Genomic DNA, 26099 nt, shown 5'->3' with positions numbered 1-26099 from the left:
CGGAGCCGTCACGCAAATTCTTTCGCGTTCATGCGGACGGACTCAACCCGGCGGATCCCTAGAATGGCCGCATGGCAACACCGCAAGGAAACCTGAAGTGGAATTCGCTCGTCGAGACCCTGGAACTCGTGGCGCCGCCCGTGGCTGAAGCGGTCCGAGCCGGGGCCGTGCCCCACGCCGAAGTCGCGTCGATCAGTGAAGAACTAGCGGATACCGCCGAATTCTGTGATGCTTACGACGTCGCCCCGGAAGCGTCCGCGAACTGCGTGATTGTGCGGGGAAAGCGCGGCGAAACAACGACCGACGCCGCCGTGATCGTGCTTGCGACCGATCGGGCCGACGTCAACAAGACGGTCCGGAAGCACCTGGATGCGAGGAAGGTTTCCTTCGCGGATCAGAGCTCGACCGAAGAAGCCACCGGTATGACCTCAGGTGGCATTACGCCGGTCGGATTGCCTGCGGACTGGAAGATACTGGTCGATCGCAGGGTCGCAGAATCGCCTCTCGTGGTGATCGGTGGGGGTGTTCGAGGGTCGAAACTCCTCGTTCCGGGGTCGGAATTGGCAGAACTTCCGGGTGCGGAGGTTTTGGACCTGGCCGTGTCGTCTCCGAAGTGACCAAGCGCCCCTTACCCGTGGGCGGATAGTCACTCGAAGAGCGTCGCCGCGTCTTACGACGTCGAATAGGTCTCTTCGCCACTCACGTACGTGGCCAACACGTCGATGTCCACGATGGATTCCGCACCCAGAGGGCTCTCGCTGAGAACCGCGAAGTCGGCGTCGAATCCAGGTGCCAGCCGACCGCGGGATTCACCGAATCCCGTGGCCTCCGCCGCGTTGACCGTATAGGTCTTCAGCGCCTGGTACGGATTCAAACGTTCCTCCGGACCGACGACGACGCCACTGTCAGTTGTCCTGTCCACGGCGCGTTGGATACCGAGGAGAGGCCGTCCGTCCGCCACGGGACGGTCCGAGCTGCCCGCGACGCACACGCCCGCGTCCGTGAGCGATTTCCCGCGGTACAACCAACCGGTTTTATTGGGTCCTACGAGGGTGCTCATGTGATCCCCCAAAGCCCCGATGAAGGCAGCTTGGGGCGTCACGGCAATATTCAATCGGGCCAGACGCCGGACCTGATCGGGGCTCGTCAACCCCACGTGCTCGATTCGGTTCCGCACGCGCCGCGAACCGTGTTCCGTCTGGCAACGGTCGATGACGTCCATGGCCACATCCACTGCCCTGTCGCCGATGGCATGAATCGCCAGCGACCATCCCGCCGTATAAGCCTCTTCGGCCACTTCCTGGAGACGCTCCGGTGGGATGAGGAACTCACCCCGAGAATGACGCCCCCCGCACAATGCTTCGTGCATGGCCGATGTTTCGCCCAGGAGCGAGCCGTCGGAGAAGATCTTGACCGGTCCGAGGCTCAGCCGGTCGCTCCCGCTCCCAGTGCGAATTCCCAAGTCCAGCCCTCGACGGGGACGCGATTCAGACGGTCCGAGTTCACCCGCAACCGGAAGCTCGCGCAAAGTGTCCATGACCGGCATGACCTGTGCCCTCGCGTGAAGCCGTCCGCTATCCACAGCGGTCTGGTATGCGGCGAACTCGAGGGGAGAATGCCCGATCCACCCCAGACCGATGCCGGCGTCGGTGAAACTGGTGATGCCTTCGCTCGCGTAGCGACGAGTAGCGAGGTCAAGGCTTTCTACGATCATCTCTTCCGGGTACGGCTTGAGAAGGTCCTGGATACATTCTTGAGCGTTCTCCTCGACCAAACCGGTCGGGTTGCCGGCCTCATCGGTGGGTATGCCTCCACCACCGGGCGCGTTGAAACCTCCGTCGAAGAATCCAGCGCGCCTGAGACCTTCACTGTTGGTAGTCAATGCGTGCCCCGAGGTATGGCGAAGATAAAGGGGGTGGTTACCGGCGGCGCGGTCGAGGTCCCCGAGGTCGCGGCTTCCGGACAGATTCGAAGGCGTCAGACCGGCCCCCAGAATCCACTCGTTGGGCTTGAGCTGATGAGACCGCTCGTGGATTTCCCGGTAGACCTCCTGCCAGGACGTCGCCCGCGAGCAATCGAGTCCCACGAGCGTCTGCCCGAACCACGCTGTGTGGCAGTGGGCGTCGATGAAGCCGGGGACCACGGTCGCCCCGCCGAGATCGATTTCCCGAAGATGGTCCTCGAGGCGGAGATCATCATCGAAGCCAACGATCTTCCCTTGCCACACGCCCATTGATCGGGCGGCGGGGCGGGCCGGGTCCATCGTGATGATTCGGGCGTTGGTCACGAGGAGATCGAGTTTCATGCGACTGAATCACCTTTCTCGACACCGCTTTCGAGTGGGGAGGTCGCCATGGTCCTGAGGGTTTCGGCAAACATTCGCAGACCCGCAACCATGTCCTCGTCCTCCGTGAATTCGAGTTCATTGTGGGAAATGCCCTTGTACGAAGGGACAAAAAGCATGACGGTCGGAAGCACGTCCTTGACGTTCGTCGAGTCGTGGCCGGCCCTAGTCTGAGTGCGGACTACGGGAAGGTCGAGCTGACGGGCGATGGACTCGGCAAGAGTTATGCCTTCGGGCGTGTACGCCTGTTCCTGCCATGCATGCGAACCCTGCAATTCGATCTCGACGTGGGCAAGATCTTCGATCTCGCGAAGGGCTTCTCGGAATTCTTGGTCGGCTTCCTGAAGGATTGACTCCAGCCCGCACCTCAGGTCCACCAAAAGTTCGGCTCCCTGCGCGACAACGACCGGGGAGTTGGGAATGACGTTCAACTGACCGCACGACGTCACGAGGGGGCTCTGGGGGCTCGTGTATTTCTCCCCTATCTGCCGGATGCGGGTAATGATCAGTGCCGCGCCGTAGAGAGCATCCTGCCGGTCTTCCAATAGTGTGGATCCGGTGTGGGACTGGAACCCATGTACCTTCAATACGTACTTGCGGGCACCCCACGTCTTCTCGACCACGCCGATGGTGTAGCCCTGCTCGTCCATGTCCTTGCCCTGTTCGATGTGGATCTCGGCATAACTCCGGAACTGTGACAAGGGGAGTTTCCCGCGATTCGGCAATTCCATCGCCTCAAGGGTCTCGCGTACTGTGACTCCTTCTCCGTCTTCGACCGCGAGCATCTCTTCCGCAGAGCTCTTTCCGGTGAAGACGGAGCTACCCATCATGGATGGTTTGAATCGGCTGCCTTCCTCGTTGAACCAGTTCACGACGGCTACGTTGTGCCGTGGCGGGGCGACGTCGCCCGCATGTACCTGGAGAGACAGCCTGGCGCACGCGTGGGCTCCGCAGAGGACCCCGTACGCACCATCGAAACGGCCGCCGAAGGGCTGGGAATCAAGGTGGGATCCTACGAGCACGTAAGGCTGGCCGGGATTGAGCTCCCACAAACCGAATTGATTACCGATTTCGTCGTACACGACGGTTGCGCCGTACCCCTCCAGCAAGCCGTGGAACCAATGGCGATTTGCGGTGTCGGCCTGCGTCCCGGCTTCACGGTGCACACCACCGGCGGGCGTGGCCCCGTGCGCGCTCATGGAACGGAAGTCCGCCAGAAAGCGGTCGTCGGTCAGGTCGTGAACGGTGAGGGAAGGTTGCGGTGACATGCTGTCCTTTCGTACGGGTCTTCTTAGTGGAGGTAGCCGGTGATTTTCTGGCTCAGCCGAGGAGCCCAAGCGCCGCACACTGCCGAAATGGCGGAAATGACGATGAGCAACACTGCCGCGGGCCACCAAGCGTTACCGGCCATGGCGACCACCGCTGTAGCGATCAGGGGTACGAAGCCGGAAGCCACCCCGGAGAGATTCTGTGCCATTGCCATGCCCGACAAACGGGTGGTCAGCGGGAACAACGCGCTGAGAACCGCTCCCGACGTTGCGTACGGGTAGGACAGTGCGGCCACTCCCAACGTCATGCCGAGGACCACAAGGATGGGTTGCCGGGTTTGCACCAGCAGGAAGGTCGGGAATGCGAGAAGGATCGAGGCGACTCCGCCCCAAATGATCACCTTGCTCGCGCCGAACCGGGAGCCGAGATTTCCGCCGGTGATCAGGACGACGATTTCCACCGCCGCGGCGAAAATCGAGCCGAAGAGCAACAAGCTGGGTGAGAGACCAAGCTGTTGCTTGCCGTAGGAGACCACGAAGGTCGTGATCAGGTAGAAGCCGCCTACACCGAGGAAGGCCGCACCTGCACCGACGAAGATCTGAAGCCAGGAGTTCTTCCAGACGGTTCTCAACGGGGCGTTTTCAGCCCTTCCGGAATCCTTGATCTCGCGGAACGCGGGGGATTCGTCCAGTCGTCGCCGCATCACGACCGCGAGCAGAAGCAAAGGAATGGCCACGAGGAAGGGGATGCGCCATCCGAAAGAATCGAAGTTGTCCTGGCTCAGGAACGTCGAGACGAGAAAGAATCCGCCCGAGGCCAGAATGGTCCCGATGGGCGAACCGATCTGCGGGATCGCGGAGAGTTTGGCTTTGCTCTCCGGAGGGGCGTTTTCGATCGCGATGGTCATGGCCCCGGACCACTCGCCGCCGACGAAGATTCCCTGGAGGAACCTCAAGACGACCAGGAGCACGGGAGCGAAAACCCCGATGGTCATGTACGTGGGCAGGAGGCCGATGATCGCCGTCGCGATCCCGATTCCGGTCACGGTGATCAGCATGACGGTCCGGCGTCCGACCTTGTCCCCGAGCGAACCGAAGATCATGCCGCCTAACGGCCGTGCCAGGAATCCGACGGCCAAGGTGGCGAAAGAACTCAGGGTAGCGGCCACCGGGTCATCGTTGGTGAAAAACTGCACGTTGAAGACCAGGGCGGCTGCCGTGTTGAACAGAAAGAAGTCGTACCATTCGAGGGCCGTGCCGATCAGGGCACCGAAGGTGACTTTTCGTGCCTCTTTCTCGGAGAGCGTCGTCGAGAATTCCCCTTCGTCCTTCAGAGGAAGACTCTCTACGTTCTGAGGGGTACTCATGGTATGTCCTCGGTTGGGTGCGGATAATAGTGACCAGTATTACAGGTGGAAAAGCCCAAATGAAGAACAAAATGCCTCACCTTTTGGGTCATATGATGTGCATATGACCAAAAATGAGAAGATCTTGGCCGAGCTGGAACTCCATGTGGAGGGCAGCGTCGAGACGTATGTCGATCGTGTCCTGGAATTACAGGATTATCGGGACGGTCTGGTTCACGTCGAAGACATACGGGCTACGGCGCGCGAAAGCTTTGCGGCCTTGATTGATCAGATCTTTACGGATGCTCCTGAGAGCGCCGGGCTGCTTGTGGATACGGCGCGCGAACTCGTGATGCGTCGTCGTGGCCAGGGCGTGCATCTAGATCCGCTTCTGACGGCGGTACGCCTGGACTTCACGGTGCTGTGGGAACTTCTCAAGAGGCTTTGCCAGCCTCACGACACTGAAGTTCTGGTGGATCTGGCCGAGCCCTTGTGGCGAGCCGTTGAAGATTACGCCAACGGTGTCTACCGCGCATACCTTGAACAGAGCGAGCGGGAGGTCAGGGAGGAATCGGTTTTGCGTCAGGAATACCTGACGCAGGCACTCAGTCGGGATGGTGGGGCCGAAGCCATGCGGCAGGCCTCGCGCATGGTCGGATTCGACGTCGGAGAGCCGCTGGTTCTGTGCGTCGCGGTGGGTGAGGTCGGCCGCGAACTCCGTGGAGTCCTGTCCACCGCGCTTCGGTCGGCGCTGCCGGTTCACCTGGTGAATTTCGAGGGCTATGCGGTTCTGATTTTCCCTGCTCGTCTCGACGACGTCCGTGACAGGGTGTCACGAGTGCCTTGTGCCGTGCTGGATAATCTGGTGGGACTGGAAGGGGTCCGCTCCAAGCTTCGTCTGGCCCAGCGCATCGCGGAAGTCGTGGCCGTGGACGACGCTGGCGCCGTCACGCCGGAGCGTGCGTGGCCTCGCGTTGCTCGGCACGGCCTCGAGAGTATAGGCCTCGATCTGGCTGAGCAGATCGAGGCAGGGTTGCGCCGAGCACGACGGGGCGAGGCGGCACGCATTGCGATGACGGTGCGTCAGTACCTTTCATCGGGCTCGGTTGCGGAGGCGGCCGTAGCGATTCCGTGCCATCGCAATACGGTTCAGAATCATCTCAACCGGTTTCGTGAACTGACCGGAATCGACCCCGGAATTCCGGAGCAGGCCGCACAGTTGGTCATCGCTTGGGGCTGAGGACCCCGCTCTCCTGCGAGTCGGCACCAAAGGTCCGCTTCCGCAGGTCGTCGCATGGGCCCACCACATTGCGAACCCGCGATTCGAGGGTGGGCGAGAGGTCCGGTTGCTTACAAGATGGCCGAGACGCCGTCGCGAATCGCCTGGATGTCCACGGTGCCGGGGCAGTCGGTGGAGACGACGAAGCTATGGGGAACGATCTGCGACTGGGGATCGAGCCCGTAGGTGCGGCAGATGGTTGCACAGAGATTGATCGACTGGTTGTAGGTGTCTTGTGTGGGCGCGCGGTTGGGGTCGGCCGAGTGCTCGATGCCGATGCTGCGAAGATTGAAATTCCAATCCCCGGCGTGCCAGGCGGTGTCCGCTTCGTCGACGAATTGATGGATCTCGCCTTCGCCGATGCCATAGTGGGCGCTGACGCCCGAGTTGGGGTCGGCGAACGTTGCGTCCGCTGCCGCAAGGGTCCCCACGATGTAGTGGATGACGATGCGATCCACCGAGGTGCCTTCCCGGCCTTCGGTGAAATTCGGCGAGCTGACCTGAATGGCTGCCATGGATTATTTCCCCTTCCCCATAGGGCAGCTGAGCGGCCGCTTGGATTCCATTGTTTTGTTGGTCGATGTCGGTGCGGCCTGGGCCGCGGGTGCGGTGATGAGTGCTGCTCCGGTTGCCGCAGTTGCAGCCGCGGTCAGCGAGAGCACATTACGTCTCGATAATTCCATATCGGCAAGGTACGTTTTCGGCTTCACTACTTCAAAACGCCCGTTGTGTATGACGCAACAACAAGTGGAATTTTTCACAAAAGGTAGCGCTCGTGCGGCATTATTTGCTTTGCTCCGCGATTCTCTTGATCGTTTTCAGAGTCTCGGGTATTCCTGCCGCGGCCGCTTCTTGGCGTATCTCGATCTGACGTTCGGCGTCCTCTCCGAAACGATGGAGAAAATTCGCCTCTGTTTCTTCGGAGAAAACTGTATATTCGGTGAGAACACTCCCTTCGCCCTCTGGTGAAATGGTGTATCCCCAGCGGGCGCGGGCTGGAATGACCTCCCACGCGAAGTGTTGTCCCGGTTCGGCGATGACGACTTCGGACGTGGTCGTCCACTCTCGTTCTGGGGTGCGGTTGTGCCCTGTAAAGGTTGCGCCGACGTCGTGTCTGCCAGGACCGTCCCAGTCGCACCGATAGCACTGCTGGCTCCATTCACCGGTCCGGGTGACATCCGAGATGAGGTCGTAGATTTCGGCGGGTGACTCGTCGATATGGATCGAATCGGAGAGCTTATATGTCATGGGTGCAGTCTAGTGCTTCATGCGGATCCGAAACCGCTTGGTTATCGATTAATATTCGCAAAATAATGATGGCCCATCGAATGAACCTCGTCGAACATATCCTGCAACTTTTACGTACACCGCCCGATTCCGGGGATCGCTTGATAGCGGACACTCATTTCAAAAGTAAATCTTTCGGTGTGTCTATGGACATATCACGGCGAATTACCATACGGTCGTGCCCGGCACCTTGTTCGGCCTGTCCGTTATTGGATGGCCACTCAAGGCGTTCGTCGGGAGGGTCACCACGGCTCCTCTGGCGGCCATGGACACACTCGACACCGCATATTGAGGTACAGGATGTTCGAATCGGGCACGAGAAGGATGACGCAGGGCGTTTTAGGACGTTTCAAGCACAAGGAAGCCGCTGGCGTCATCGCGACGACCGCGGTCTTGCTGGGCTTGACGACCCTCGCGGCCCCGGCCGCCGAGGCCGCATCGTCGGCCGGTCCCACCACGGGTATTCAGGGTCGGGATATTTCCGTCAATCAAGGAACTGACTATCCCTGGGGCGACGTTGCTTCCGCGGGCGTTCAGTACGGCCAAGCTCAAGCGACCGACGGGGACTGGTCTTCCCCGGCATTCGATCAGCAATACAAGGACATCGAAAATGCCGGTCTTTATAAGGGGGCCTATCACTTCGCTCGCCCCGGCGACAGCAGTGGGGCGACCCAGGCCAGCTTCTTCATCGAGCACGGAGGCAAGTGGACCAACGACGGTACGACCTTGCCGGGAATGCTCGACGTCGAATCCACACCGAGCGCCAATACGGCCGAAGAACAGTGCTACCACCTCTCGACGTCCGAAATGACGTCGTGGATTCAAGACTTCACGAGTGAGTACAAATCCGAGACTGGCCGTGCCCCCATCATCTATACGACGAATGCATGGTGGAATCAGTGCGTCGGCGATACGACGGCCTTCACTGACAGTCCGCTCATGATTGCCAAGTGGGGAAGCAAGACCTCGGGCGAGGTTCCTGCCGCTTGGTCAGACTACGACTTCTGGCAGCACACCGAGAGCAGTGCGGGCAGCGTGGCCGATCGCAGCCGGTTCAATGGATCGAAGGCCAAGCTTGAGGACCTCGCAACTAACCCCGGTTACACTCCCGTCGGTTCTGCTTCGAAGCAGCAGGTCCCGCTCGGGTAACTAATCCCCTGTGGGACTGTGCCCAACCGTGTTGAGGTCACCAACGGCCGATGCGGCCAAGAACAGGGGACGTGAGTCTTTCTCGGCTCATCCCGGCGTGGAATTTCGGGTGGGGGCGCCCAGGTCCGTGCCGGAGCCGTCTACACCAGCTCGCTTTCCTCCAGTACGTTCGTCACCAAATCCGCAATCTCGGAGCGCTCGGACCTGTTCAGGGTGATGTGGCCGAATAAGCGATGCCCCTTGAGTCGGTCGATTACGGCCGTGATGCCATCGTGACGGCCGACGCGCAGGTTGTCGCTCTGGGCGACGTCGTGGGTCAGAACTACCCGGGAATTCTCGCCGAGCCGAGAAAGGACGGTGAGCAGAACCGTTCGTTCCAAGGACTGCGCCTCATCGACGATCACAAACGTGTCATGAAGTGAACGACCCCGGATGTGGGTCAGGGGCAGGACTTCCAACATGTCCCGTTCCACGACCTCGTCAACAACGTTCTTGCTGACCAGAGCGCCCAGCGTATCGAATACGGCCTCGGCCCAAGGATTCATTTTGTCTCCTTCCGAGCCTGGTAAGTATCCGAGATTCTGCCCGCCGACGGCATACAACGGGCGGAACACCGTGATTTTCTGGTGAGTGCCTTTCTCCAGAACGGCCTCGAGCCCGGCCATGAGAGCGAGCGCCGATTTTCCCGTGCCGGCGCGCCCGCCCAAGCTCACAATGCCCACCGATTCGTCGAGCAGCATGTCGATCGCGATGCGTTGCTCCGCCGAACGCCCACCGATGCCGAATGCCTGCTGGTCACCTTGGATCAAGGCGATGGTTTCCGGCTCCACGACGCGACCCAGCGCCGACCCCTTGGTGGAGGTGAGGATCAGCCCCGTGTTCATCACTTCCCCGGCAACCTTGTCGCTCTCGAGCGATCCGGATTTGTACAGATGGTCGATCTCGTCCTCATCGAGGTGGATCTCGGACAGACCCGTGAAACCCGAGTCCACAGCCTGCTCAGCCAAATACTGTTCCGCTGCCAGCCCGATCGCGGCGGCTTTCACTCGCATCGGAACATCCTTGGTCACCACGACGACGTCCGACCCTTCCGCCTGCAGGTTGCGGGCGACCGCGATGATCCGTGTGTCGTTCTCGGACCGATCGAAAGCCACGGGCAACTGGGACGTGGCCACGTGATTGAGTTCAACGCGCAGGGTCCCACCGGCATCCCCGACTGGGATCTCACGGTCCAATCGTCCGTATTCATCGCGGAGATCGTCCAGAATCCTCAGGGCCTTGCGAGCCGTATAGCCAAGCTCCAGGTGATGCCGTTTCCCCTCGAGCTCCGAGACAACCACAAGTGGAATCACGACCTCGTGCTCGTCGAACCGCAACATTGCACTCGGATCAGAGAGAAGGACCGAGGTATCAAGAACATAAGTGGTGATGGACGAGCTCACAGTGAGTTCCCCTTCGACGTCGTCAACGGGGCGCCTGCGGCGATCGGCCTCTCCTTTCCCGGGTCGAGGCCGAAACCCCGAGTCGGCGCGTGCCGACTACTCTCAACCTAGGGTCCGGCAAGAGTGCAATCGGCCCGCAACACTCCTGAACGCGATGACGTTTGCGTGAATGGACGATGAATCCCGACACCGCGCCCCACGGACGTTCAGGCTTCCGGAAGCGGGAAATATCCAGTAGCCGACTATGATCCACATCTCAGCGAATGTATTCTGAGGCGATCAATTGCATCGGGCAATCTCACCGCGCACCGGAGAAGGGAACGCAGAATGGCGTCGTACCGACCAGAAGAAGTTCAGGAGGATCGACCTGCCTCGACGTGGCATACCGTCAAGTCGATTCTCGCCGCTTCCAGCGGAAACCTCGTGGAGTGGTTCGACTTCTACGTCTACTCCTTCTTCAGTGTCTACTTCGCCCAACAGTTCTTCGCGAATGCCGGTGAAACCGGGGCATTCATGAGCACGGCCGGTGTATTCTTTGTCGGATTCCTGATGCGCCCTCTCGGCGGCTACATTTTCGGTCGAGTCTCCGACCGGTATGGACGCAAGGCATCCATGCTGTCGTCGATCCTCCTCATGTGCGCCGGTTCATTGGGTATGGCCGTTCTTCCGACCGCCGAAACCGTGGGAGCACTGGCGCCCGTTCTGCTGACCGTCGTCCGTTGTGTCCAAGGGATTTCAGTCGGCGGGGAGTATGGTTCGACGGCGACCTTCATGTCCGAGGTCGCCACCTCCGGCAAGCGCGGTTTCTTCTCGTCCTTCCAGTACGTGACCCTTGTGGGCGGGCAGCTGCTGGCAAGTCTGCTCGCGGTGATCATGACCCACACCATGGGTGATGACAAGATCAGCGCGGGCTGGTGGCGACTGCCCTTCGTGATCGGTGCCGTGGCCGCGATCGTCTCGCTCTGGCTTCGGTCGGGTCTGACCGAGACGACGTCGTCTTCCGACCGCAATGCCGCGGGGTCCGGAAGTCTGCTCGAGGTGTTCCGCCACCCGCGAGCCTTCTGGGTCGTTTTCGGTATCACGAGCATCGGCTCGCTGGTCTTCTACGTATTCACGACGTACATGCAGAAGTACCTGATTAACACCAACGGCTTCGAAAAGGGGCAAGCCGCCGACACGATGACGATCTGCCTCTTGCTCTTCATCATCATGCAACCCCTTGCGGGCGCGCTCTCTGACAAGATCGGGCGCAAGAATTCCATGCTGATCTTCGTGATCGCCATGGTCGTTCTTCCGGTTCCGCTGTTGACCCTGATCGGCTCTCAGAGCTCCATTTTCATGTCCGGCGTATTCATCGTGATCGCCATGATCTTCGTCAGCCTGTACACCTCGATCTCGGGCGTCGTGAAAGCGGAGATGTTCCCGGCCCATATCCGTGGGCTCGGCGTCGGATTCACCTACGCGATCGCCAACTCGTTGTTCGGCGGTTCGGCCGAGTACGTCGCTCTGTTCATGAAAGACCACGGGTTTGGCGGGGTCTTCCCTTGGTACGTGGTCGTCATGGCCGTGCTCGGCCTGATTGCAGTGATTGCGATGCACGACAACCGCAAGCATTCGACCCTCGAGAACCCCGAGGGCAGCGCCTACGCGGCGCCCTCGCGGCGCACGGAGGACGCCGTGAAATCGGGTTCTCGGGAGCCCTGACCGGGGGCCGGGGTAGGTAGACCCCCACGTCATCGGGCCCCGGTGCATCCGATATAGCCTGGACAGGGCCCCACCGAAAGGATTGCGCCCGTGAAACTCATTGACAAGCTCGCGTGGATCAACATCGTCGACGGACGGCTCCTCGTCGCTCGTTCTCATGGGCAGCGGGCCTTTTATGTACCCGGTGGCAAGCGGGAACAAGGGGAGGGCGATGCCGACGCCCTGGCGCGCGAGGTCCGCGAGGAATTGGCCGTCCGGATCGTCAAGAACGGGATTCGCCATGTCCTCACCCACGAGGCCGAGGCCCACGGAAAGCCCGGAACGACGGTTCGGCTGACGTGCTACGGAGCCGAACACGAGGGCAATATCGTCCCCTCGTCCGAGATCGAGGAGATCACGTGGGTCACCGCGGAGGACGACGGTCTGCTCTCGGAGGGGGCGCGCGGCGTCGTCGAGGACCTGGCTGCCCAGGGCCTGGTTCGGCGGGAAAGCCCCGAGCCACGAGCGATTCTGTTCGACCTGGACGACACTCTGGTACAGACCAGGGTGGTCAAGTGGAAGCATCACCAGGAGGTAGCCAGACGTTTTTACGGAATCGACCTCACCGAAGATGCGCTCTCTGAAGCGTGGGGCATGCCCTTCGACGCCATGATTGCCCGGTTGTACCAGGATTCCGCCCCCGTCGACCAAATGCGCGCGGACAATCAGTCCATTGCCGCGGACTATCTCAAAACCGAGATTGGCGGTGCCGTTCGTACGGTCACGACTCTGCTGGACCGCGGCGTGGAAGTCGGCGTAGTGACTTCCACGAACACCGAGTTCGCGGTCGCTGACCTCGAGCGCCTTGGATTCCCCACGCACCGTCTTCTTGGGATCCAAGGGGCCGATCGTTCTAGCTTCCACAAACCCGACGGACGCGTCTTCAGCGACCTGTTGTCTTTGCTCTCGGGAAAAGGCATTGGCGCCTCGGAAACCGTGTATGTGGGTGATTCCCTGGCTGACCGGACGGCGGCCCTCGCAGCCGGACTCGACTACATCGGTATCGAATCGGATCTCCCCAGGGATGCCGCCCCTGAAGGTCACCGGCCGCAGGTATTGCCGAGCGTGGCCGACGTAGCCACGGCTTTCGGAGAACACTGACTCCGTCCCAACCCTTCGGTCCTAATCTGAAACGATCAGCTTGGTCAGAGCTACCCGAGGAGACGACATGACAACATCAGGCAGCAATCCCGGAGGAATAATCGACCTGAACGGCCGGAGGCTATCCCGTATGGGCTACGGAATGGGTAGCCTGGGGCGAGCTAGCGATTCGTCGGACGATCGGCAGAAATCCGTGAATCTCTTGCAACGAGCCTTGGAACTCGGTGTTCAGATGTTCGATACGGCTCATTTCTACGGTGCGGGCCATTCCAACAGCTTGCTGGCGGAAGCGTTCGCCGATCGGCGTGATGACGTGTTCCTTGCTACCAAAGTTGGGGCGCGTGTGGTCACGGGCGGGAAAGTCCCCATGGCCGCGGCACAAAAGCCCAGGGAATTGAGAGAGTCGGTGGAGGCGAATCTCGAATCTCTGAAGACGGACTACCTGGACCTCGTATACATGCGCCGCATGGATTTCAAGCCGGGCCTGGTCGTGGATGAAGTTCAGAGTGTTCCGCTGGAAGATCAGCTGACCGAACTCATCTCATTGCGCGAGGAAGGCAAGATTCGTGGCATCGGCCTGAGCCACGTGACACCGGAGCAGGTCGAGTCGGCGCTGCCCGCCGGAATCCTCGCGGTGCAGAACATCTACAACCTACTTGACCGGCATGACGAACGGCTCTTGGAGCTGACCTGCGCCCACGGTGCGGCGTGGATCCCCTATTTCCCCCTCGGTGGAGGCGGCGAATTCTTCGGGTTGCCTCGAGTGACGGAAGACGGGGGCGTCGTCGACGTAGCACGCGAGCTGGGGGCGACACCTCAGCAAGTGGGGCTCGCGTGGCTCCTGACCCATTCCTCCAACACCATGGTCATTTCCGGAACCAGTTCCGTCGAACATCTCGAGGAAAATCTCGCCGCCGGAGCCCTCGCCCTTACCCCCGAAATGCTGGAACGTCTCGAAGGATAGACCACGAACTAGGGCCAGGACCTCGGAGAACTCCTACGGTGGCGAGGGCTCAAACGCCCGCGCCGGCACCCATAGGATCCTCACAAGGTCCTGGCCCTAGTGGGAACGTCCGGAAGCTTAGCTCCGGGCCTTCTCCAGGTCGTATTCGTGGTTGAGGTCGGCGACGTGTTCGCGGGCCTCGGGCTTGGACTCCGCCGAGGGTGTCGAGCCCCACAGTGGCCGACCGTTGCTCTCTGGGGTGAAGTAGACCGCGACCAGCCCGATCACTCCCGCTCCCATGAGGTAGTAGGCGGGCCACATCAGGTTCCCAGAACTGCCGACCAACCAGTTCATGACGGTCGAAGTCGTTCCGCCGAACAGAGAGATCGAAATGTTGAACGCAATCGACAAGGCGCCCGCACGTACCAGGGTCGGGAACAGCGACGGCAGTGTCGAGGGCATCGTGGCACTGAAGCAAATGAGGCTCAGCCCCATGATGATCAGGCCGACCAGAACCGTCAGGTCACTGTGCCCGCGGATCAGAAGTACCGACGGGATCGAGAGCACGATCAATGCGAGCGAACCGGCTACGATGACAGCCTTACGGCCCACCCGGTCCGAGAGCTTGCCCAGCATCGGAATGGTGACCAGCAGGATCGCCATGACGATGATCTGAAGGATCTGCGAGGTGAGCTCAGAGACACCGCCGCTGCCCTGGATCTCCTTGACGGAGTCGAAGTACGTGGGAATGTACGAGGTCAGCATGTAGTTGGTGATGTTCCACGCGAGAACCAGGCCGACGCAGAGGAGCATCGATGGCCACAACCTGAAAATGTTCTTGAACTCGTGGCCCTTCTGGCCCTCTTCCTTGTTGGACTTTCCGGTCTTCTCCGCTTCCTTCTCGAGCTGAAGGTAGGCGGGAGTGTCCGCGAGCTTGGAACGAAGGTAAACGCCGATGAAGCCGAGTGGAAGTGCGACGAAGAACGGCAGGCGCCAGCCCCAACTGAGCATCTGGTCGTCAGTCAGCACGCCGGTCATGACGGTCGCGATTGTCGCGCCGAGGAGGTAGCCGGCAAACGTGCCGACCTCAAGGAGCGAGCCGAAGAATCCACGGCGCCGGTCGGGAGCGTACTCGGCGATGAACGTCATCGCGTTTCCGTACTCACCACCCGTGGAAAAGCCCTGCAACAGGCGGCACGCGAGGAGCAAGAAGGGGGCCCACAGGCCCACGGTGGCGTAGCCGGGCAAGACGCCGATGGCGAAGGTTCCCAGGGCCATCATGATCATGGTCATGGCCAAAACCTTGTTGCGGCCGATTTTGTCCGACAGCGGACCGAAAACCATGCCTCCGATCGGGCGGACCAAGAAGGCCACGGCGAACAGTGCCGCCGTGATGACCTTGCCGATCGCGCCGTCAAGATCGGGGAGGAAGACCTTCTCGATAGTGACCTGGAGGTACGCGTAGACGCCGAAGTCGTACCACTCGGTGATGTTGCCGATGGCGGCCGCTCCGATAGCGCGCTTAATGATATTCGGCTTGGTGACCGTGACTTCGTCGACGCTCCAGCGCCGACGAACGTTCTCGGGTCCAAACATGTCTTACAACCTTCCATAAAGGGCAATTGCCCTGGCTCAAGGTGCGTAGCCGGGCTCAAAATTGAATGCTGATAGCCGACACTACAACGCATTGGAACGCTATGTACCAGGTGCACGTCGCCAATCCGAGGCTCGGAAGTCCTTTGCCTCCCCTTCTTATCTGGTGACGCTACAGCAGATAAGAGACCACGCATGTGGTGCCAGCCACTGATCAGCGTGCTTGTTATCTGTGTGCAAACTCATCCAAATTTTCCTCTTGGGCCACCCTGAGATGCAAGAGCATCAAGAATTCACCCAAAATATATTCCCATGCGATGTGATCTGGGTCTAGTCTCGTGCCTGTAACCGACGTACCCGTCACAAGGAGCACACCATGGCAGGGAAATTCGAGATCTACGAGGACAAGGCCGGCAAATTCCGCTTTCGTCTGAAGGCTGGCAATGGCGAAGTCGTCGCATCGGGCCAGGGGTACGAATCCCTCGCCTCGGTCAAGAAGGGGGTTGCGGCCGTGCAGCGTGCTGCCGAAGGCGCGACCGTGACCCACCTCGACAAGGAAGAGTGAGACAACTTGGTCCACGCGTCCCGATGGTGGGGCCCGATAGGCCGTGCCATCGGGATCCTGTCGTGATCAACGATCGCCGCAATATTCGTCAACCCGTTCACCTGCAGGCCTGCGCTCACTAAGATCAAGGTGCGCCTGAGGCTGGCTCGGGCACACCGCGTCGGAAAGCAGGTGGCCCAGGGTGACCGATTGGGATCCGAGTATCTGGTTCCGAGCCGTCGACGTTTCGGCGGTCCTTGCAAATGGCCTCCTGGGTGGCGCGCTCGCGCGAGCGTTCAGGTTCGACGTCGTCGGGTTCGCGATGCTTGCCATCGTCACCGGCATGGGCGGAGGCTTGATCCGCGATGTGCTCCTGAATACCGGATTCCCGATAGCGTTGACGGACGGCGGATACTGGATTGCGGCAATAGTGGCCTCGATCCTTGCGTACACGATTGATCTCGGCGCCAGGTGGGCAGATCGTGCCCTGATCGTTGTCGATTTCATTGGCATGGGTTGTTGGGCCGCCACGGGTACATCCAAATCCCTCATGCTCGGTCTGCACTGGATTCCCTCTGTGATGCTCGGGGTCACTACTGCAGTGGGCGGAGGGGTGATTCGTGACGTCATGGTCAACCGCATCCCCTCCATATTCGGCGGCAGCTCCCTCTATGCGACGATTGCACTCTTCGGCGGCCTAGAAATGGCGTTTTTCTCGGAAGTCCTGCATCGTCCCAACTTGGGAATGCTCGTGTCCATTCTGACGTGCGGCACGGTGGGAATCCTGGCCCGATGGCGTAACTGGCGCCTTCCGGAGCCCATCGAGCTCAAGGTTCCTCGCCCGCGACTCAGCTTCTCGTTTGCCTCTCACCCCCGCCGCTCGCAACGACTGGAAGGCTGGACACCCGGCCAGCCTCTGACGGAGAACCTAGACGCCATCACGGAGGAGCAGGTCCGGGCTCATCGGGAAAAGAAGAGGCGCCATTTCAGGCGTCGTCAATGATCTGGCACAAGGCTTGGCCGCACGACCGAACCCGATGATTCGAGCGAGCGCCCGCGCCAACGACGCCGATTCCGACTCCTCGGAATGGCACTGAGGCGTCCCACCCGTGACGCGCGCACGTCTCGTGCTCCTGCCCATGAGTAGCATGGCCGAAAAGAGTAACTTACGTCATAGGCAGGGGATATGGACGCAGACGTCATCGTCGTCGGGGCGGGGCTGGCGGGCTTGGTTGCCGCCGCGGAAATTGCTGATACCGGGCACAACGTCATTGTGTTGGATCAGGAACCCGAGCAATCCCTAGGAGGTCAGGCGTACTGGTCATTGGGCGGGCTGTTCTTCGTCGATTCACCGGAACAACGACGAATGGGCATCAAGGACTCTCTTCAGCTGGCCCGTCAGGATTGGATGGGGTCGGCGCAATTCGACCGAGACAGCGATTATTGGCCCAAGCAGTGGGCCGAGTCCTATCTCGATTTCGCCGCGGGGGAGAAAAGAGCATGGTTGCGGCAGATGGGTCACCGCGTCATCCCAGTTATCGGCTGGGCGGAACGGGGAGATGGACGAGCCGAAGGTCATGGAAATTCCGTACCCCGTTTCCACATCACCTGGGGGACTGGCCCCGGCCTCCTCGCCCTTTTCGAACGCCGTTGTCGCGACCATGTCCGGTCGGGAAAGCTTCGCTTTGCTTTCAGGCACCGTGTCGACGAACTGGTGGTGACCAACGGGGAAGTTGCCGGTGTTCGAGGCTCCGAACTCGCCCCCGACCTCACGCGTCGAGGCGCGCCGAGCAATCGCGACGTCGTTGCCGATTTCGAGCTCACGGCCCAAGCGGTCATCGTGACGGCCGGGGGTATCGGAGCCAACCACGATCTGGTGCGCAAGAATTGGCCCACGCGGCTCGGAACGCCGCCGAAGCACATGGTGTCCGGGGTTCCGGCCTATGTGGACGGCCGGATGCTCGGCATCGCACAGGCTGCGGGAGCCAATGTCATCAATTCCGACCGTATGTGGCATTACGTGGAAGGCATTCGCAACTTGAGCCCTATCTGGGAAAACCATGGAATTCGTATTCTTCCCGGACCGTCGAGCCTCTGGCTCGATTCCGAGGGTAAGCGCTTGCCCGGCCCTTATTATCCCGGGTGCGACACCTTGGGAACGCTCGGACACCTCCGGCGCAACGGACATGAGTACAGCTGGTTCGTGCTGACACAGAAGATTATCCAGAAAGAGTTCGCTCTCTCCGGATCGGAGCAGAACCCGGACCTGACCGGCAAGGACATCAAGCTTCTTGTCTCGCGCATCGGAGCCAAAACGGCACCTGGGCCGGTTGAGGACTTCAAACGGTATGGTGAGGACTTCGTCGTCGCCGATTCACTCGAGGAACTCGTGGAAGGAATGAACCGAGTGGGGGACCCCGGAAAGTGGGTCGACGTCGATTACCTTCGCGTGCTGATGGAGGACCGAGACCGGGAGCTGGTGAACCCTTACGGCAAGGACGCCCAGCTGACGATGATGCGTTCCCATCGCAAACACCGCGGAGACAGAATTCTCCGGACCGCTGTTCCCCATCGGCTCCTGGATCCCAAGAACGGCCCGCTGATTGCCGTTCGCCTCAATATCCTGACCCGTAAGACGCTGGGTGGTCTCGAAACTGACTTACGGGGGCGGTGTCTGCTCGCTGACGGCTCCCCGATGCCCGGGCTGTATGCCGCTGGCGAGGTCAACGGATTCGGGGGCGGCGGCATGATGGGGTACAACGCGCTGGAAGGAACGTTCTTGGCAGGCTGTCTGTTCTCGGGGAGGGTTGCCGGGAGGGCGGCCGCTTCCGCCGTCTCGTAACCCCTCGGCATCTGCCGATAGTCCCTTAGTCCGGCTTTTGAGGCATTACTTATCGACGAAGACGCCGCGAGAGCGGTCCTTGGAGACGGCCCCGGCCTCGAAGATCCGGCCGCTCATCGAGATGTAGACACCGGGTTCCAAGAGCTGTGCGCTCGCGACGGCGGCGCCCACGTTAAAAGGAGCGTCGGTCAGTCGCATGCAGGACGGTTGCATGGCCCCGGTCAGGACGATCGTCTTGCCTTCGATGGCCGCCGGGCTTCGCCGGAGATAGTCAGCGGTTTCGGGCATCGTGTCGGTCCCGTGAGTGATCACGATCCTGCGCTCCTGGGCGTCCGCCAAGGCTTCGACGAGTTGCTCCCGGTGCTCGTCGGTCATGTCCAAGCTGTCGATCGCGACCACCGGGCGAATTTCGGTCTCCACATTGGTGGCCGCTTGATCCAGGATGGCCCCGATCGTGGGCTTGTCGATCTCGAGCTCTCCCGCAACGGAATAGAACTTATCGATCGTTCCGCCGGTGGTCAGCACGAGGACTTTTTCCGGATGGCTGGGTACGGGCACGGTAGCTCCTAGGATCTGTTGTTGATGGTCGCTCGGCCTGGCACGGAACAGTGACGTGATCAGCTTATCCGGGAGCCGAACCGGCGGCGACACCGAGGCTCGCGCATGGTGTGCAACACATTGAGCACGTCAATCCCAAAAAATCTTCGGACCAGCTGATAAGTTCACTCACCGTCTGCCGGAGGCAGCGTGCAATGTCCCCTCATCCTCCCCCTGATAAGGGGAAATGGTGGATTTGTCCGGCTTCCCCGGGGCATAGGAAAAGGTCGTCGGAGTCTCCGCGGAGGCATGCTGCAGGCTTCAGGACCGGTTGCGCACCTGAGCCAAGAGAGTACAGTGGCACCCGTTTGTCGAAAAGAAAGCGTACTTATGAGTGATTCTCAATCAGCTAAATCACCTTCACTAACCGCTGACGATGTCCACGTAGTCGACCAGGCCGAGATGAAAAAGGCGCTCCGAGCGACCCTCCTGGGGAACTTCATGGAGTGGTTCGACATTGGCGTGTTCGCCTACGTGATGACCTACATCGCGTTGGTGTTTTTCCCGTTGCCCGCTCCGTGGGATAGCTTGGCCACTTTCGCAACACTCGCGGTGACCTTCCTGGTTCGCCCGCTGGGTGGCCTGATTCTCGGTCCGATCGGTGACAAGATCGGTCGACGTAAGGTTCTGGCCTTCACGATCCTCATGATGTCCCTGGGCACCTTCTTGATCGGTTGCCTCCCGGGCTACTCGACCATTGGCGTCTTTGCGCCCATTCTTCTGGTCCTGCTCAAGTTCGTGCAGGGTTTTTCCACCGGCGGCGAGTATGCCGGTGCCGCAACTTTCATCGCCGAGTACGCCTCCGACCGGCGTCGTGGCTTCTGGGGCTCCTTCCTGGACTTCGGCTCCTACCTCGGTTTCGCCGCGGCCGCCACGCTCGCGACCGTCATCGAGGTCGTCGGTGGCGAACAGTTCATGACGGACTGGGGCTGGCGCATCTGTTTCTGGGTAGCGCTTCCCTTGGGCCTTGTGGGCCTGTACATGCGTAGCCATATCCAGGAGTCTCACGCCTTCGAGGCGCAGATGGACGCCCAGGACGAGGAGGCCAAGCAGGAGGAGAAGTCCATCAAGGACGAGCTTCTCGAGGTCGTCCGCGGACATTGGCCGCACCTGCTGATCGGTTCGGCAATGGTCATGTGCGCCCAGGTCGTCGGCTATGCCGTGACCACGTACATGCCCGAGTACCTCTCCGACGTCTTGGGATACGACACCCTGCACGGCAATGCCCTGTTGGTGCCGGTTCTGATTATCGTTTCGGTCAGCCTGCCGCTGTTCGGGGCCATCTCGGACCGTGTGGGGCGTCGTCCTGTCATGTTGACCGGATGCGTGATCGGCGTGATCGGGTCGATTCCGGCCTTCGCGTTGATGACCATGGGCCACACCTGGTCCACGTTCCTCGGTCTTTTGATCATGGGCATCATTATGATGTTCCAGGTTTCGATTCAGGCATCGGCGCTACCTTCGCTATTCCCCACCAAGGTTCGCTACACCGCGATGGGCATCATGTTCAACCTTGCGGTCGCCATCTTCGGCGGTACCACGGGCTTCGTGATCACCGCGTTGCAGAACATCTTCAATTCCGATCTCATGGGCGCGTACTACATCATGTTCGCCTGCATCGTGGGCGCCATCGGCGTTTACTTCATGAAGGAAACCTCGGGGCACAACCTGCACGGATCCATGCCGGCGGTTGAGGAAGAGTACGAGGTGTCCGAGGTCATCGAGAACATCGAAGAGAACGACAAGTACGACCTCTCAACTATGCCGATCGACATCGTGGATGATCCTCGAGCCGATAAAGAAGGGGCTCACTGATGATCCGTGAATCTTCTGTCTGATCCGGTGCGCTGAGAAGAACACTCGGAAAACGGGGCCGACCTCGCTGAGGTCGGCCCCGTTTTTCTGCGTGTTCGGCCTTCTATCGGGTCGTGGAAGCCTCGAACCGCGTCATCCTGGCGGTGACGACGCCGCCTGAACCCTCTATTGCGACGACCCCGAGGTTCTGCGCTGGCTCTCCTTCTCGAGCGCTTTGACGAGTTCGTCTTTGTTCATATTGGAACGACCGTCGATGCCGAGTTCCTGAGCCTTGTTGTACAGGTGTTCCTTGGATGCGTTGGCGTCCACACCCCCGGCCGTTTCGCCCATGCCGCGCCGCGAGGACTCCGCGCGTTCGTCGGAGTCGCCGTACTGCTTCTTCTCCTGCCACTTGTCGCCGACCTTCTCGTGCGTGTGCTTGAGCTGCGCATAAGCGGTTTGGGCGGCGCGCCGGGCATCGCCGTATTGGTCCATCGCCGAATCGTAAGTCTCAGCAAATGTATCCTGGGCTTTTTGATCCGACTTCTTGATGGTGTCCGGAAGTTCGCTCCGGATCGGTTGTCCATTCTGATTGGTCTTGGGCATGATTAGCTCCTTTGCTGATTCTTGCGTGGTTTGTGAGGCGGCAGCAGCTCCAGGACCCCCGGGATTTCGTGAACATCCTTCGATGCGAAACCGTCTCGCACGAATCCGGCCCAGACTGCGCGAAGGGCGCGACCGGCTTCGTCGAAAGCTTCCGGATCGTAGGTTGCCATCATGGTCGGGCCGGTGACTCCGGCGCCTGCATTCTCCTCGCTCTCCGTCCAGGCCGTGCCGGGGAACAGCAGTGGCAACTCGGAGACATGACAACAGGAGAGGGCTTCGTCCGGCTTTCCGAAGACGAAACGGTAGAGTCCGGCCTGGCCCCCGGCGTTGGCCAGGCGTTGAGTCCATATCGCATTGTCAGCGGCGTAAATCAGCTGCGTGGTCGCGCGGACCACGGGTTCGACGAGGCCTTTCCTGCCCCAGCGAAGCCCCATCAGGAATTTCAGGGGTGGCACCCTGCCGGTGAAGAGAGCCGATTCGCGAGCCGTTGTGCCCATGAGGACGTCGACCTTTCCCGCAAGTTGTTTCCAGCGGCCTTTGAGGTCCCGTTCTTGCGGCAGCGGGCGTTGCCCGTACCGCGACGAAAAGGGCATGAGGGACGCACGGCCGCGGAGTGCGGCTTTCCGGTTAATGACCGATTCGGCCTCCGCCAATTCCGTGGTCGTGGCCTGCCGCATGCGCCCGGTTTTCTCCGGCCCGGGGGTGATGGCGCTCCATGCGCGCCGTCGTCCGTGCACGATTCCTAGGGGCGCGCTCTGCGGGATCGCGCGCTTGATCATGCCCTGGATCTCGGGAACCATCAACAGGTCCCAGCATGCGTGGCCACCGGCGGACTGCCCCGCGATCGTGATGCGCTCCGGGTCTCCACCGAATGCCTCGATGTTTCTGTGCACCCATTTGACGGCCTCGACCTGGTCCAACAGGCCGGGGTTGGCCTCGCGCGTCCGGCCGTCGCCGAGGTATCCGAAGAGGCCCAAACGGTAGGTTACGTTCACGACCACGAGGTCCTGTTCCTGGACCATGACCGTGGGGTCGTAATGGGGCAGATCCCCCGCGCCGCCGATATACGAGCCGCCGTGGATCCAGATCATGACGGGCAATCCTGAGCGGCGATTTTCCGGCCTGGTGATGCTCAGTCGTTGGCAGTGCTCGTCAAAACCGAGCCTCTGCGTTTCCACATCGGTTTCTTCACATCTCTGAGGGCACGCCGGGGACGGCGTATCTGCGGTGAATGGCTCGTTGTAGACGTAGGGGATCGGCGCTCCGAAGCGTTCGGCTCGAGCGTATCGAATGCCCCATGCCTTCACGACGCCGCCCACACGGGTGGTGAGGAACGTTCCTGCCGGTGAACTCACTGAATCCCACGGTCCGGGGAGGTTCTCCCCAGCTTGGGCCGATGGCTGTTCGGCCTTCCGAGTGAGGGGGAGAGCAGTTCCGTTGCTGGTATCCGTCATGCTTTCGAGTCTAGGACGTGTAGCTAGGAAGCAACACAGAGAAGGCCGTGCCATCACCTGATATTCGAGCGGGTCGAGGAGCGGCGGAAAAGTCGTTCAGAAAATACTGACCGATCGGTCGCTTAAATCAGATACGATCCGGTATTGTCGAGCTTCATGAGTTATAGATCACACTCGCCCGAAGGGGTCACAAGCTCCAGTCAGATGGTCGATCAGCCGAACAACAGCCTCAAATCGCGTCACCTCGTGATGATGGCCCTGGGCTCGGCAATCGGCACCGGTTTATTCGTCGGCACCGGTTCCGCTATCAAAGCCGCAGGCCCGGCCGTCATTATTTCCTATCTCGTAGGCTGTCTGCTCCTGGTCCTGGTGATGAGGGCGTTGGGGGAGATGGCTGCGGCGGATCCTGCTTCCGGTTCCTTCTCGACCTATGCAGGCAAAGCGTTAGGTCCCACCGCTGGCCGGGCGCTCGGATGGTTGTGGTGGTTTCAAATGGTCATCGTCGTGGCCGCAGAGTCGACGGCGGCCGCTCAGATCGTCAACGAAGCCTGGCCCGTGCTTCCGCAGTGGGTTCTCGCTTTGGTCTTCATGTGCGTCTTCACTGTCGTGAACTTGCTGCACGTGGAAACCCTAGGGGAAACGGAATTCTGGTTCGCGCTGCTGAAGGTCCTTGCCGTGGTGGCCTTCTTGGTGGTGGGGGTGCTGATGCTCATCAACGTTCTTCCGGTTCCTTCCCCCGGCACAAGCAATCTGACCGATCACGGCGGCTTCATGCCGCATGGAGTTTCCGGAGTGGCCGCGGCCCTGCTCGTCGTGATCTTCGCATTCGGCGGCACGGAGCTGGCGACCATTGCGGCCGCAGAGACGAGCGAACCCGCAAAGAATGTCACCCGCGCGATTCGGACCATCCTGGTTCGCGTGCTGGTTTTCTATGTCGGGGCCGTCGCAGTGATGGTTCTGGTAATGCCCTGGGACGATGACAGCCTGTCCGCCAGTCCTTTCGTTGCGGTTCTCAACGTTGCGGGCTTGCCGGGAGCCGAAAACATCATGACAGTGATCATTGTGCTGGCGTTGCTTTCGGCACTCAACGCGAATATCTACGGCGGATCACGCATGCTCTATTCGTTGGCCCGGCGTGGTTCGGCTCCTCGCCGATTCGCGGCCATTACCGACAAAGGTGTCCCCTATCCGGCGGTGATCCTGTCAGTGATCGGCGGGTTCGTCGCGGTCGTCCTGAATTACCTGTGGCCCGAAGTCATCCTGAACATCATGCTCAATATCATTGGCTCCACGATCTTGGCGGTGTGGACCTTTGCGCTGATTTCGCAGATTATTCTGCGCAAGCGTGCGGACCGCGAGGGCCGCAAACTGCCTTTGAGGATGTGGGCATTTCCCTGGGCTTCGTATCTCGCTTTGGTTCTGGTAGCCGCAATCGTGGTTCTCGGGCTGACCGACCAGGAGGTCCGGATCCAACTGATCGCAACCACAATCCTCATCTGCGTGATCGCGATACTCACCAAGGTGCTCGTCCGGAACAAGGATGCTTCCGAGTTCAACGATCTGCCGCCGAACACTGCGGCGATTCAGAAGGTCGAGAATCGCGCCGGCGAGTAAAGGGGTCGGATTCGGCCACGACCGGCGAAGAGGCGGGTCGCGGCCGAATCATTATCGTGCGTCGGCCAGTCCCCACGCGTCGGCGAGGATCTCCATGGATCGCGACGATTCCGCAGTGGACGGAGACTGCAGGGAAATCATGAGCTCGTCCGCCTGAGCCACGTTGGCGAAGCGGTCGAGGTAGTCTTTGACCTCGTCGCCCGTGCCTTGGGCGGTGAATCGAAGCATCTCGATGATCTGCTGCCCCGCGGGAGAATGAACCAGCATGTCGAGCTCCGACTCCGTGAGCTGCCGCCCGCGACCGACCATGGATTCCACACGCTTCCTTTGGACCTGCCGGGTTTGCTCGGCCGCCTCCTCGCTCGTGTCGGCGGCGGTCACGTTGACTGCGGCGATGACGTACGGCTCGGAGAGGTGCTCGGAGGGTTGGAAATTCTGTCGGTACGTCGTCGTGGCTTGTTCGAGGGCCGCTGGGGCGAAGTGCGAGGCGAAGGAGTAGGGAAGCCCGAGTTGCGCGGCGAGCTGCGCTCCGAAGAGCGAGGAACCGAGAATGTAGAGCGGGACGTTGGTATTCCGTCCCGGGATCGCCTGAACCCCTTCAATCCGGGACTTGCCTTCGAGGTACCCCTGTAGCTCGACGACGTCGCTGGGGAAGCGCTCCGCATCCTGCGGGTCCCTCCGGAGCGCCTGAATCGTCTTCATGTCCGTGCCCGGGGCGCGGCCCAGACCCAGGTCGATGCGGTCCGGGTACAGCTCTGCGAGGGTCCCGAATTGTTCGGCGATGACCAGCGGAGAGTGATTGGGGAGCATGACTCCTCCCGAGCCCAGACGGATGCTCTCCGTCTGCGACGCGATGTGGGAGATCAGCACGGCCGGGGCGGCCGAGGAAATGTGCGGCATGTTGTGGTGCTCCGCGTACCAGATACGGGAGAAGCCCAAGTCTTCAGCCTTGCGTGCCATTTCCACGGAGCGCTTGAAGCTGTCATGAGGTGTCTCGCCGTCGTAGACGGTTGCGAAATCGATGAGGGACAGAGGGAGCACGGTCTTGCCTTTCGAAGTAGTTGATCTACATTGCCTAACGCTGTGGAACGCTATGGAATTCCGCGGGACCAGCTAGGAGGAAGAGATCCGATGCGGCCCCGGGGGCCGATGG

General features: G+C 60.7%; 22 protein-coding genes. 11 read left to right on the top strand and 11 right to left on the bottom strand.

All coding sequences use genetic code 11. The features are described 5' to 3' along the window. Positions 1–71 precede the first annotated feature (71 nt). A complete protein-coding gene (locus tag sake_RS12705) occupies positions 72–617 on the top strand; it encodes a YbaK/EbsC family protein (protein WP_178946197.1) in 546 nt (181 codons plus the stop codon). 53 nt (positions 618–670) lie between these two features. Here sake_RS12705 and sake_RS12700 read toward each other — a convergent pair whose 3' ends face one another. Genes sake_RS12700 through sake_RS12690 form a run of 3 tightly spaced genes read right to left on the bottom strand, consistent with a single transcriptional unit; the run spans position 671 to position 4979 of the window. Beyond that, positions 671–2305, bottom strand: coding sequence for an amidohydrolase (locus tag sake_RS12700; RefSeq protein ID WP_129358200.1), 1635 nt, complete (start codon positions 2303–2305; stop codon positions 671–673). Then, positions 2302–3612 carry a M20 family metallo-hydrolase gene (locus sake_RS12695; protein ID WP_178946196.1) on the bottom strand — a complete coding sequence of 437 codons (1311 nt, stop codon included), beginning with the start codon at positions 3610–3612 and terminating at the stop codon, positions 2302–2304. The genes sake_RS12700 and sake_RS12695 overlap by 4 nt, the downstream gene beginning before the upstream one ends. Before the next feature lie 23 nt (positions 3613–3635). Then, a complete protein-coding gene (locus sake_RS12690) occupies positions 3636–4979 on the bottom strand; it encodes an MFS transporter (protein ID WP_129358198.1) in 1344 nt (447 codons plus the stop codon). A 103-nt stretch (positions 4980–5082) separates the two neighbouring features. Between sake_RS12690 and sake_RS12685 the strand changes: the two genes are divergently transcribed. Next, positions 5083–6198, top strand: a complete 1116-nt coding sequence (locus tag sake_RS12685; protein WP_178946195.1) for a helix-turn-helix domain-containing protein — start codon at positions 5083–5085, stop codon at positions 6196–6198. A gap of 110 nt (positions 6199–6308) precedes the next feature. Here sake_RS12685 and sake_RS12680 read toward each other — a convergent pair whose 3' ends face one another. Together sake_RS12680 and sake_RS12675 are read right to left on the bottom strand one after the other, a co-directional pair. Continuing rightward, entirely contained in the window at positions 6309–6752 is a 444-nt protein-coding gene (locus sake_RS12680) for an N-acetylmuramoyl-L-alanine amidase (protein ID WP_129358196.1), read from the bottom strand. A gap of 268 nt (positions 6753–7020) precedes the next feature. Beyond that, the gene (locus sake_RS12675) at positions 7021–7485 is read right to left on the bottom strand and encodes an SRPBCC family protein (protein ID WP_178946194.1); all 465 of its coding nucleotides are present in this window, start codon (positions 7483–7485) and stop codon (positions 7021–7023) included. Positions 7486–7848: 363 nt separating this feature from the next. On the opposite strand from sake_RS12675, the gene sake_RS12670 reads away from it, so the two are divergent. Next, complete coding sequence (locus sake_RS12670; protein ID WP_165000902.1) at positions 7849–8673, top strand: GH25 family lysozyme; 825 nt, start codon at positions 7849–7851, stop codon at positions 8671–8673. Between the two features lie 140 nt (positions 8674–8813). On the opposite strand, the gene sake_RS12665 is transcribed toward sake_RS12670, so the two are convergent. Beyond that, on the bottom strand, positions 8814–10115 hold the full coding sequence (locus sake_RS12665; protein WP_165000901.1) for a PhoH family protein: 1302 nt from the start codon (positions 10113–10115) through the stop codon (positions 8814–8816). A 327-nt stretch (positions 10116–10442) separates the two neighbouring features. Here sake_RS12665 and sake_RS12660 point away from each other — a divergent pair, with 327 nt between their 5' ends. From sake_RS12660 to sake_RS12650, 3 genes are all read left to right on the top strand, one after another. After that, positions 10443–11819 carry an MFS transporter gene (locus sake_RS12660; RefSeq protein WP_129358193.1) on the top strand — a complete coding sequence of 459 codons (1377 nt, stop codon included), beginning with the start codon at positions 10443–10445 and terminating at the stop codon, positions 11817–11819. Positions 11820–11909: 90 nt separating this feature from the next. Next, entirely contained in the window at positions 11910–12959 is a 1050-nt protein-coding gene (locus sake_RS12655; RefSeq protein WP_178946192.1) for an HAD hydrolase-like protein, read from the top strand. Between the two features lie 67 nt (positions 12960–13026). Further along, positions 13027–13923: an aldo/keto reductase gene (locus sake_RS12650; protein ID WP_178946191.1), complete on the top strand. Its 897-nt coding sequence runs from the start codon at positions 13027–13029 to the stop codon at positions 13921–13923. Positions 13924–14040: 117 nt separating this feature from the next. Here sake_RS12650 and sake_RS12645 read toward each other — a convergent pair whose 3' ends face one another. Next, the gene (locus tag sake_RS12645; protein ID WP_129358190.1) at positions 14041–15498 is read right to left on the bottom strand and encodes an MFS transporter; all 1458 of its coding nucleotides are present in this window, start codon (positions 15496–15498) and stop codon (positions 14041–14043) included. A 373-nt stretch (positions 15499–15871) separates the two neighbouring features. Between sake_RS12645 and sake_RS12640 the strand changes: the two genes are divergently transcribed. The 3 genes from sake_RS12640 (at position 15872) to sake_RS12630 (ending at position 18881) form a co-directional block, all read left to right on the top strand. After that, on the top strand, positions 15872–16060 hold the full coding sequence (locus sake_RS12640) for a DUF1508 domain-containing protein (protein WP_129358189.1): 189 nt from the start codon (positions 15872–15874) through the stop codon (positions 16058–16060). Between the two features lie 181 nt (positions 16061–16241). Further along, positions 16242–17042, top strand: a complete 801-nt coding sequence (locus sake_RS12635; RefSeq protein ID WP_129358188.1) for a trimeric intracellular cation channel family protein — start codon at positions 16242–16244, stop codon at positions 17040–17042. A gap of 183 nt (positions 17043–17225) precedes the next feature. Then, positions 17226–18881, top strand: a complete 1656-nt coding sequence (locus sake_RS12630) for an FAD-binding dehydrogenase (RefSeq protein ID WP_178946190.1) — start codon at positions 17226–17228, stop codon at positions 18879–18881. Positions 18882–18926: 45 nt separating this feature from the next. Here sake_RS12630 and sake_RS12625 read toward each other — a convergent pair whose 3' ends face one another. Next, positions 18927–19439 (bottom strand): asparaginase domain-containing protein, encoded by a 513-nt coding sequence (locus tag sake_RS12625; RefSeq protein ID WP_178946189.1) that lies wholly within the window; start codon positions 19437–19439, stop codon positions 18927–18929. Positions 19440–19808: 369 nt separating this feature from the next. Between sake_RS12625 and sake_RS12620 the strand changes: the two genes are divergently transcribed. Further along, entirely contained in the window at positions 19809–21293 is a 1485-nt protein-coding gene (locus tag sake_RS12620; protein WP_129358185.1) for an MFS transporter, read from the top strand. 165 nt (positions 21294–21458) lie between these two features. Here sake_RS12620 and sake_RS12615 read toward each other — a convergent pair whose 3' ends face one another. Beyond that, positions 21459–21878, bottom strand: coding sequence for a ChaB family protein (locus sake_RS12615; RefSeq protein ID WP_129358184.1), 420 nt, complete (start codon positions 21876–21878; stop codon positions 21459–21461). 2 nt (positions 21879–21880) lie between these two features. Then, positions 21881–23332: a carboxylesterase family protein gene (locus sake_RS12610; protein WP_165000900.1), complete on the bottom strand. Its 1452-nt coding sequence runs from the start codon at positions 23330–23332 to the stop codon at positions 21881–21883. Between the two features lie 156 nt (positions 23333–23488). Between sake_RS12610 and sake_RS12605 the strand changes: the two genes are divergently transcribed. Continuing rightward, entirely contained in the window at positions 23489–24946 is a 1458-nt protein-coding gene (locus sake_RS12605) for an amino acid permease (RefSeq protein ID WP_129358182.1), read from the top strand. Positions 24947–24997: 51 nt separating this feature from the next. Here the strand turns inward: sake_RS12605 and sake_RS12600 are convergent, their stop codons facing one another. Further along, complete coding sequence (locus sake_RS12600) at positions 24998–25987, bottom strand: LLM class flavin-dependent oxidoreductase (RefSeq protein WP_129358181.1); 990 nt, start codon at positions 25985–25987, stop codon at positions 24998–25000. Positions 25988–26099: the final 112 nt, after the last annotated feature.

Source organism: Kocuria sp. TGY1127_2 (genome assembly GCF_013394385.1).
Lineage (GTDB): Bacteria > Actinomycetota > Actinomycetes > Actinomycetales > Micrococcaceae > Rothia.
Note: the sequence above shows the minus strand (reverse complement) of the source record. Positions and strands in the feature narration are given on the sequence as shown.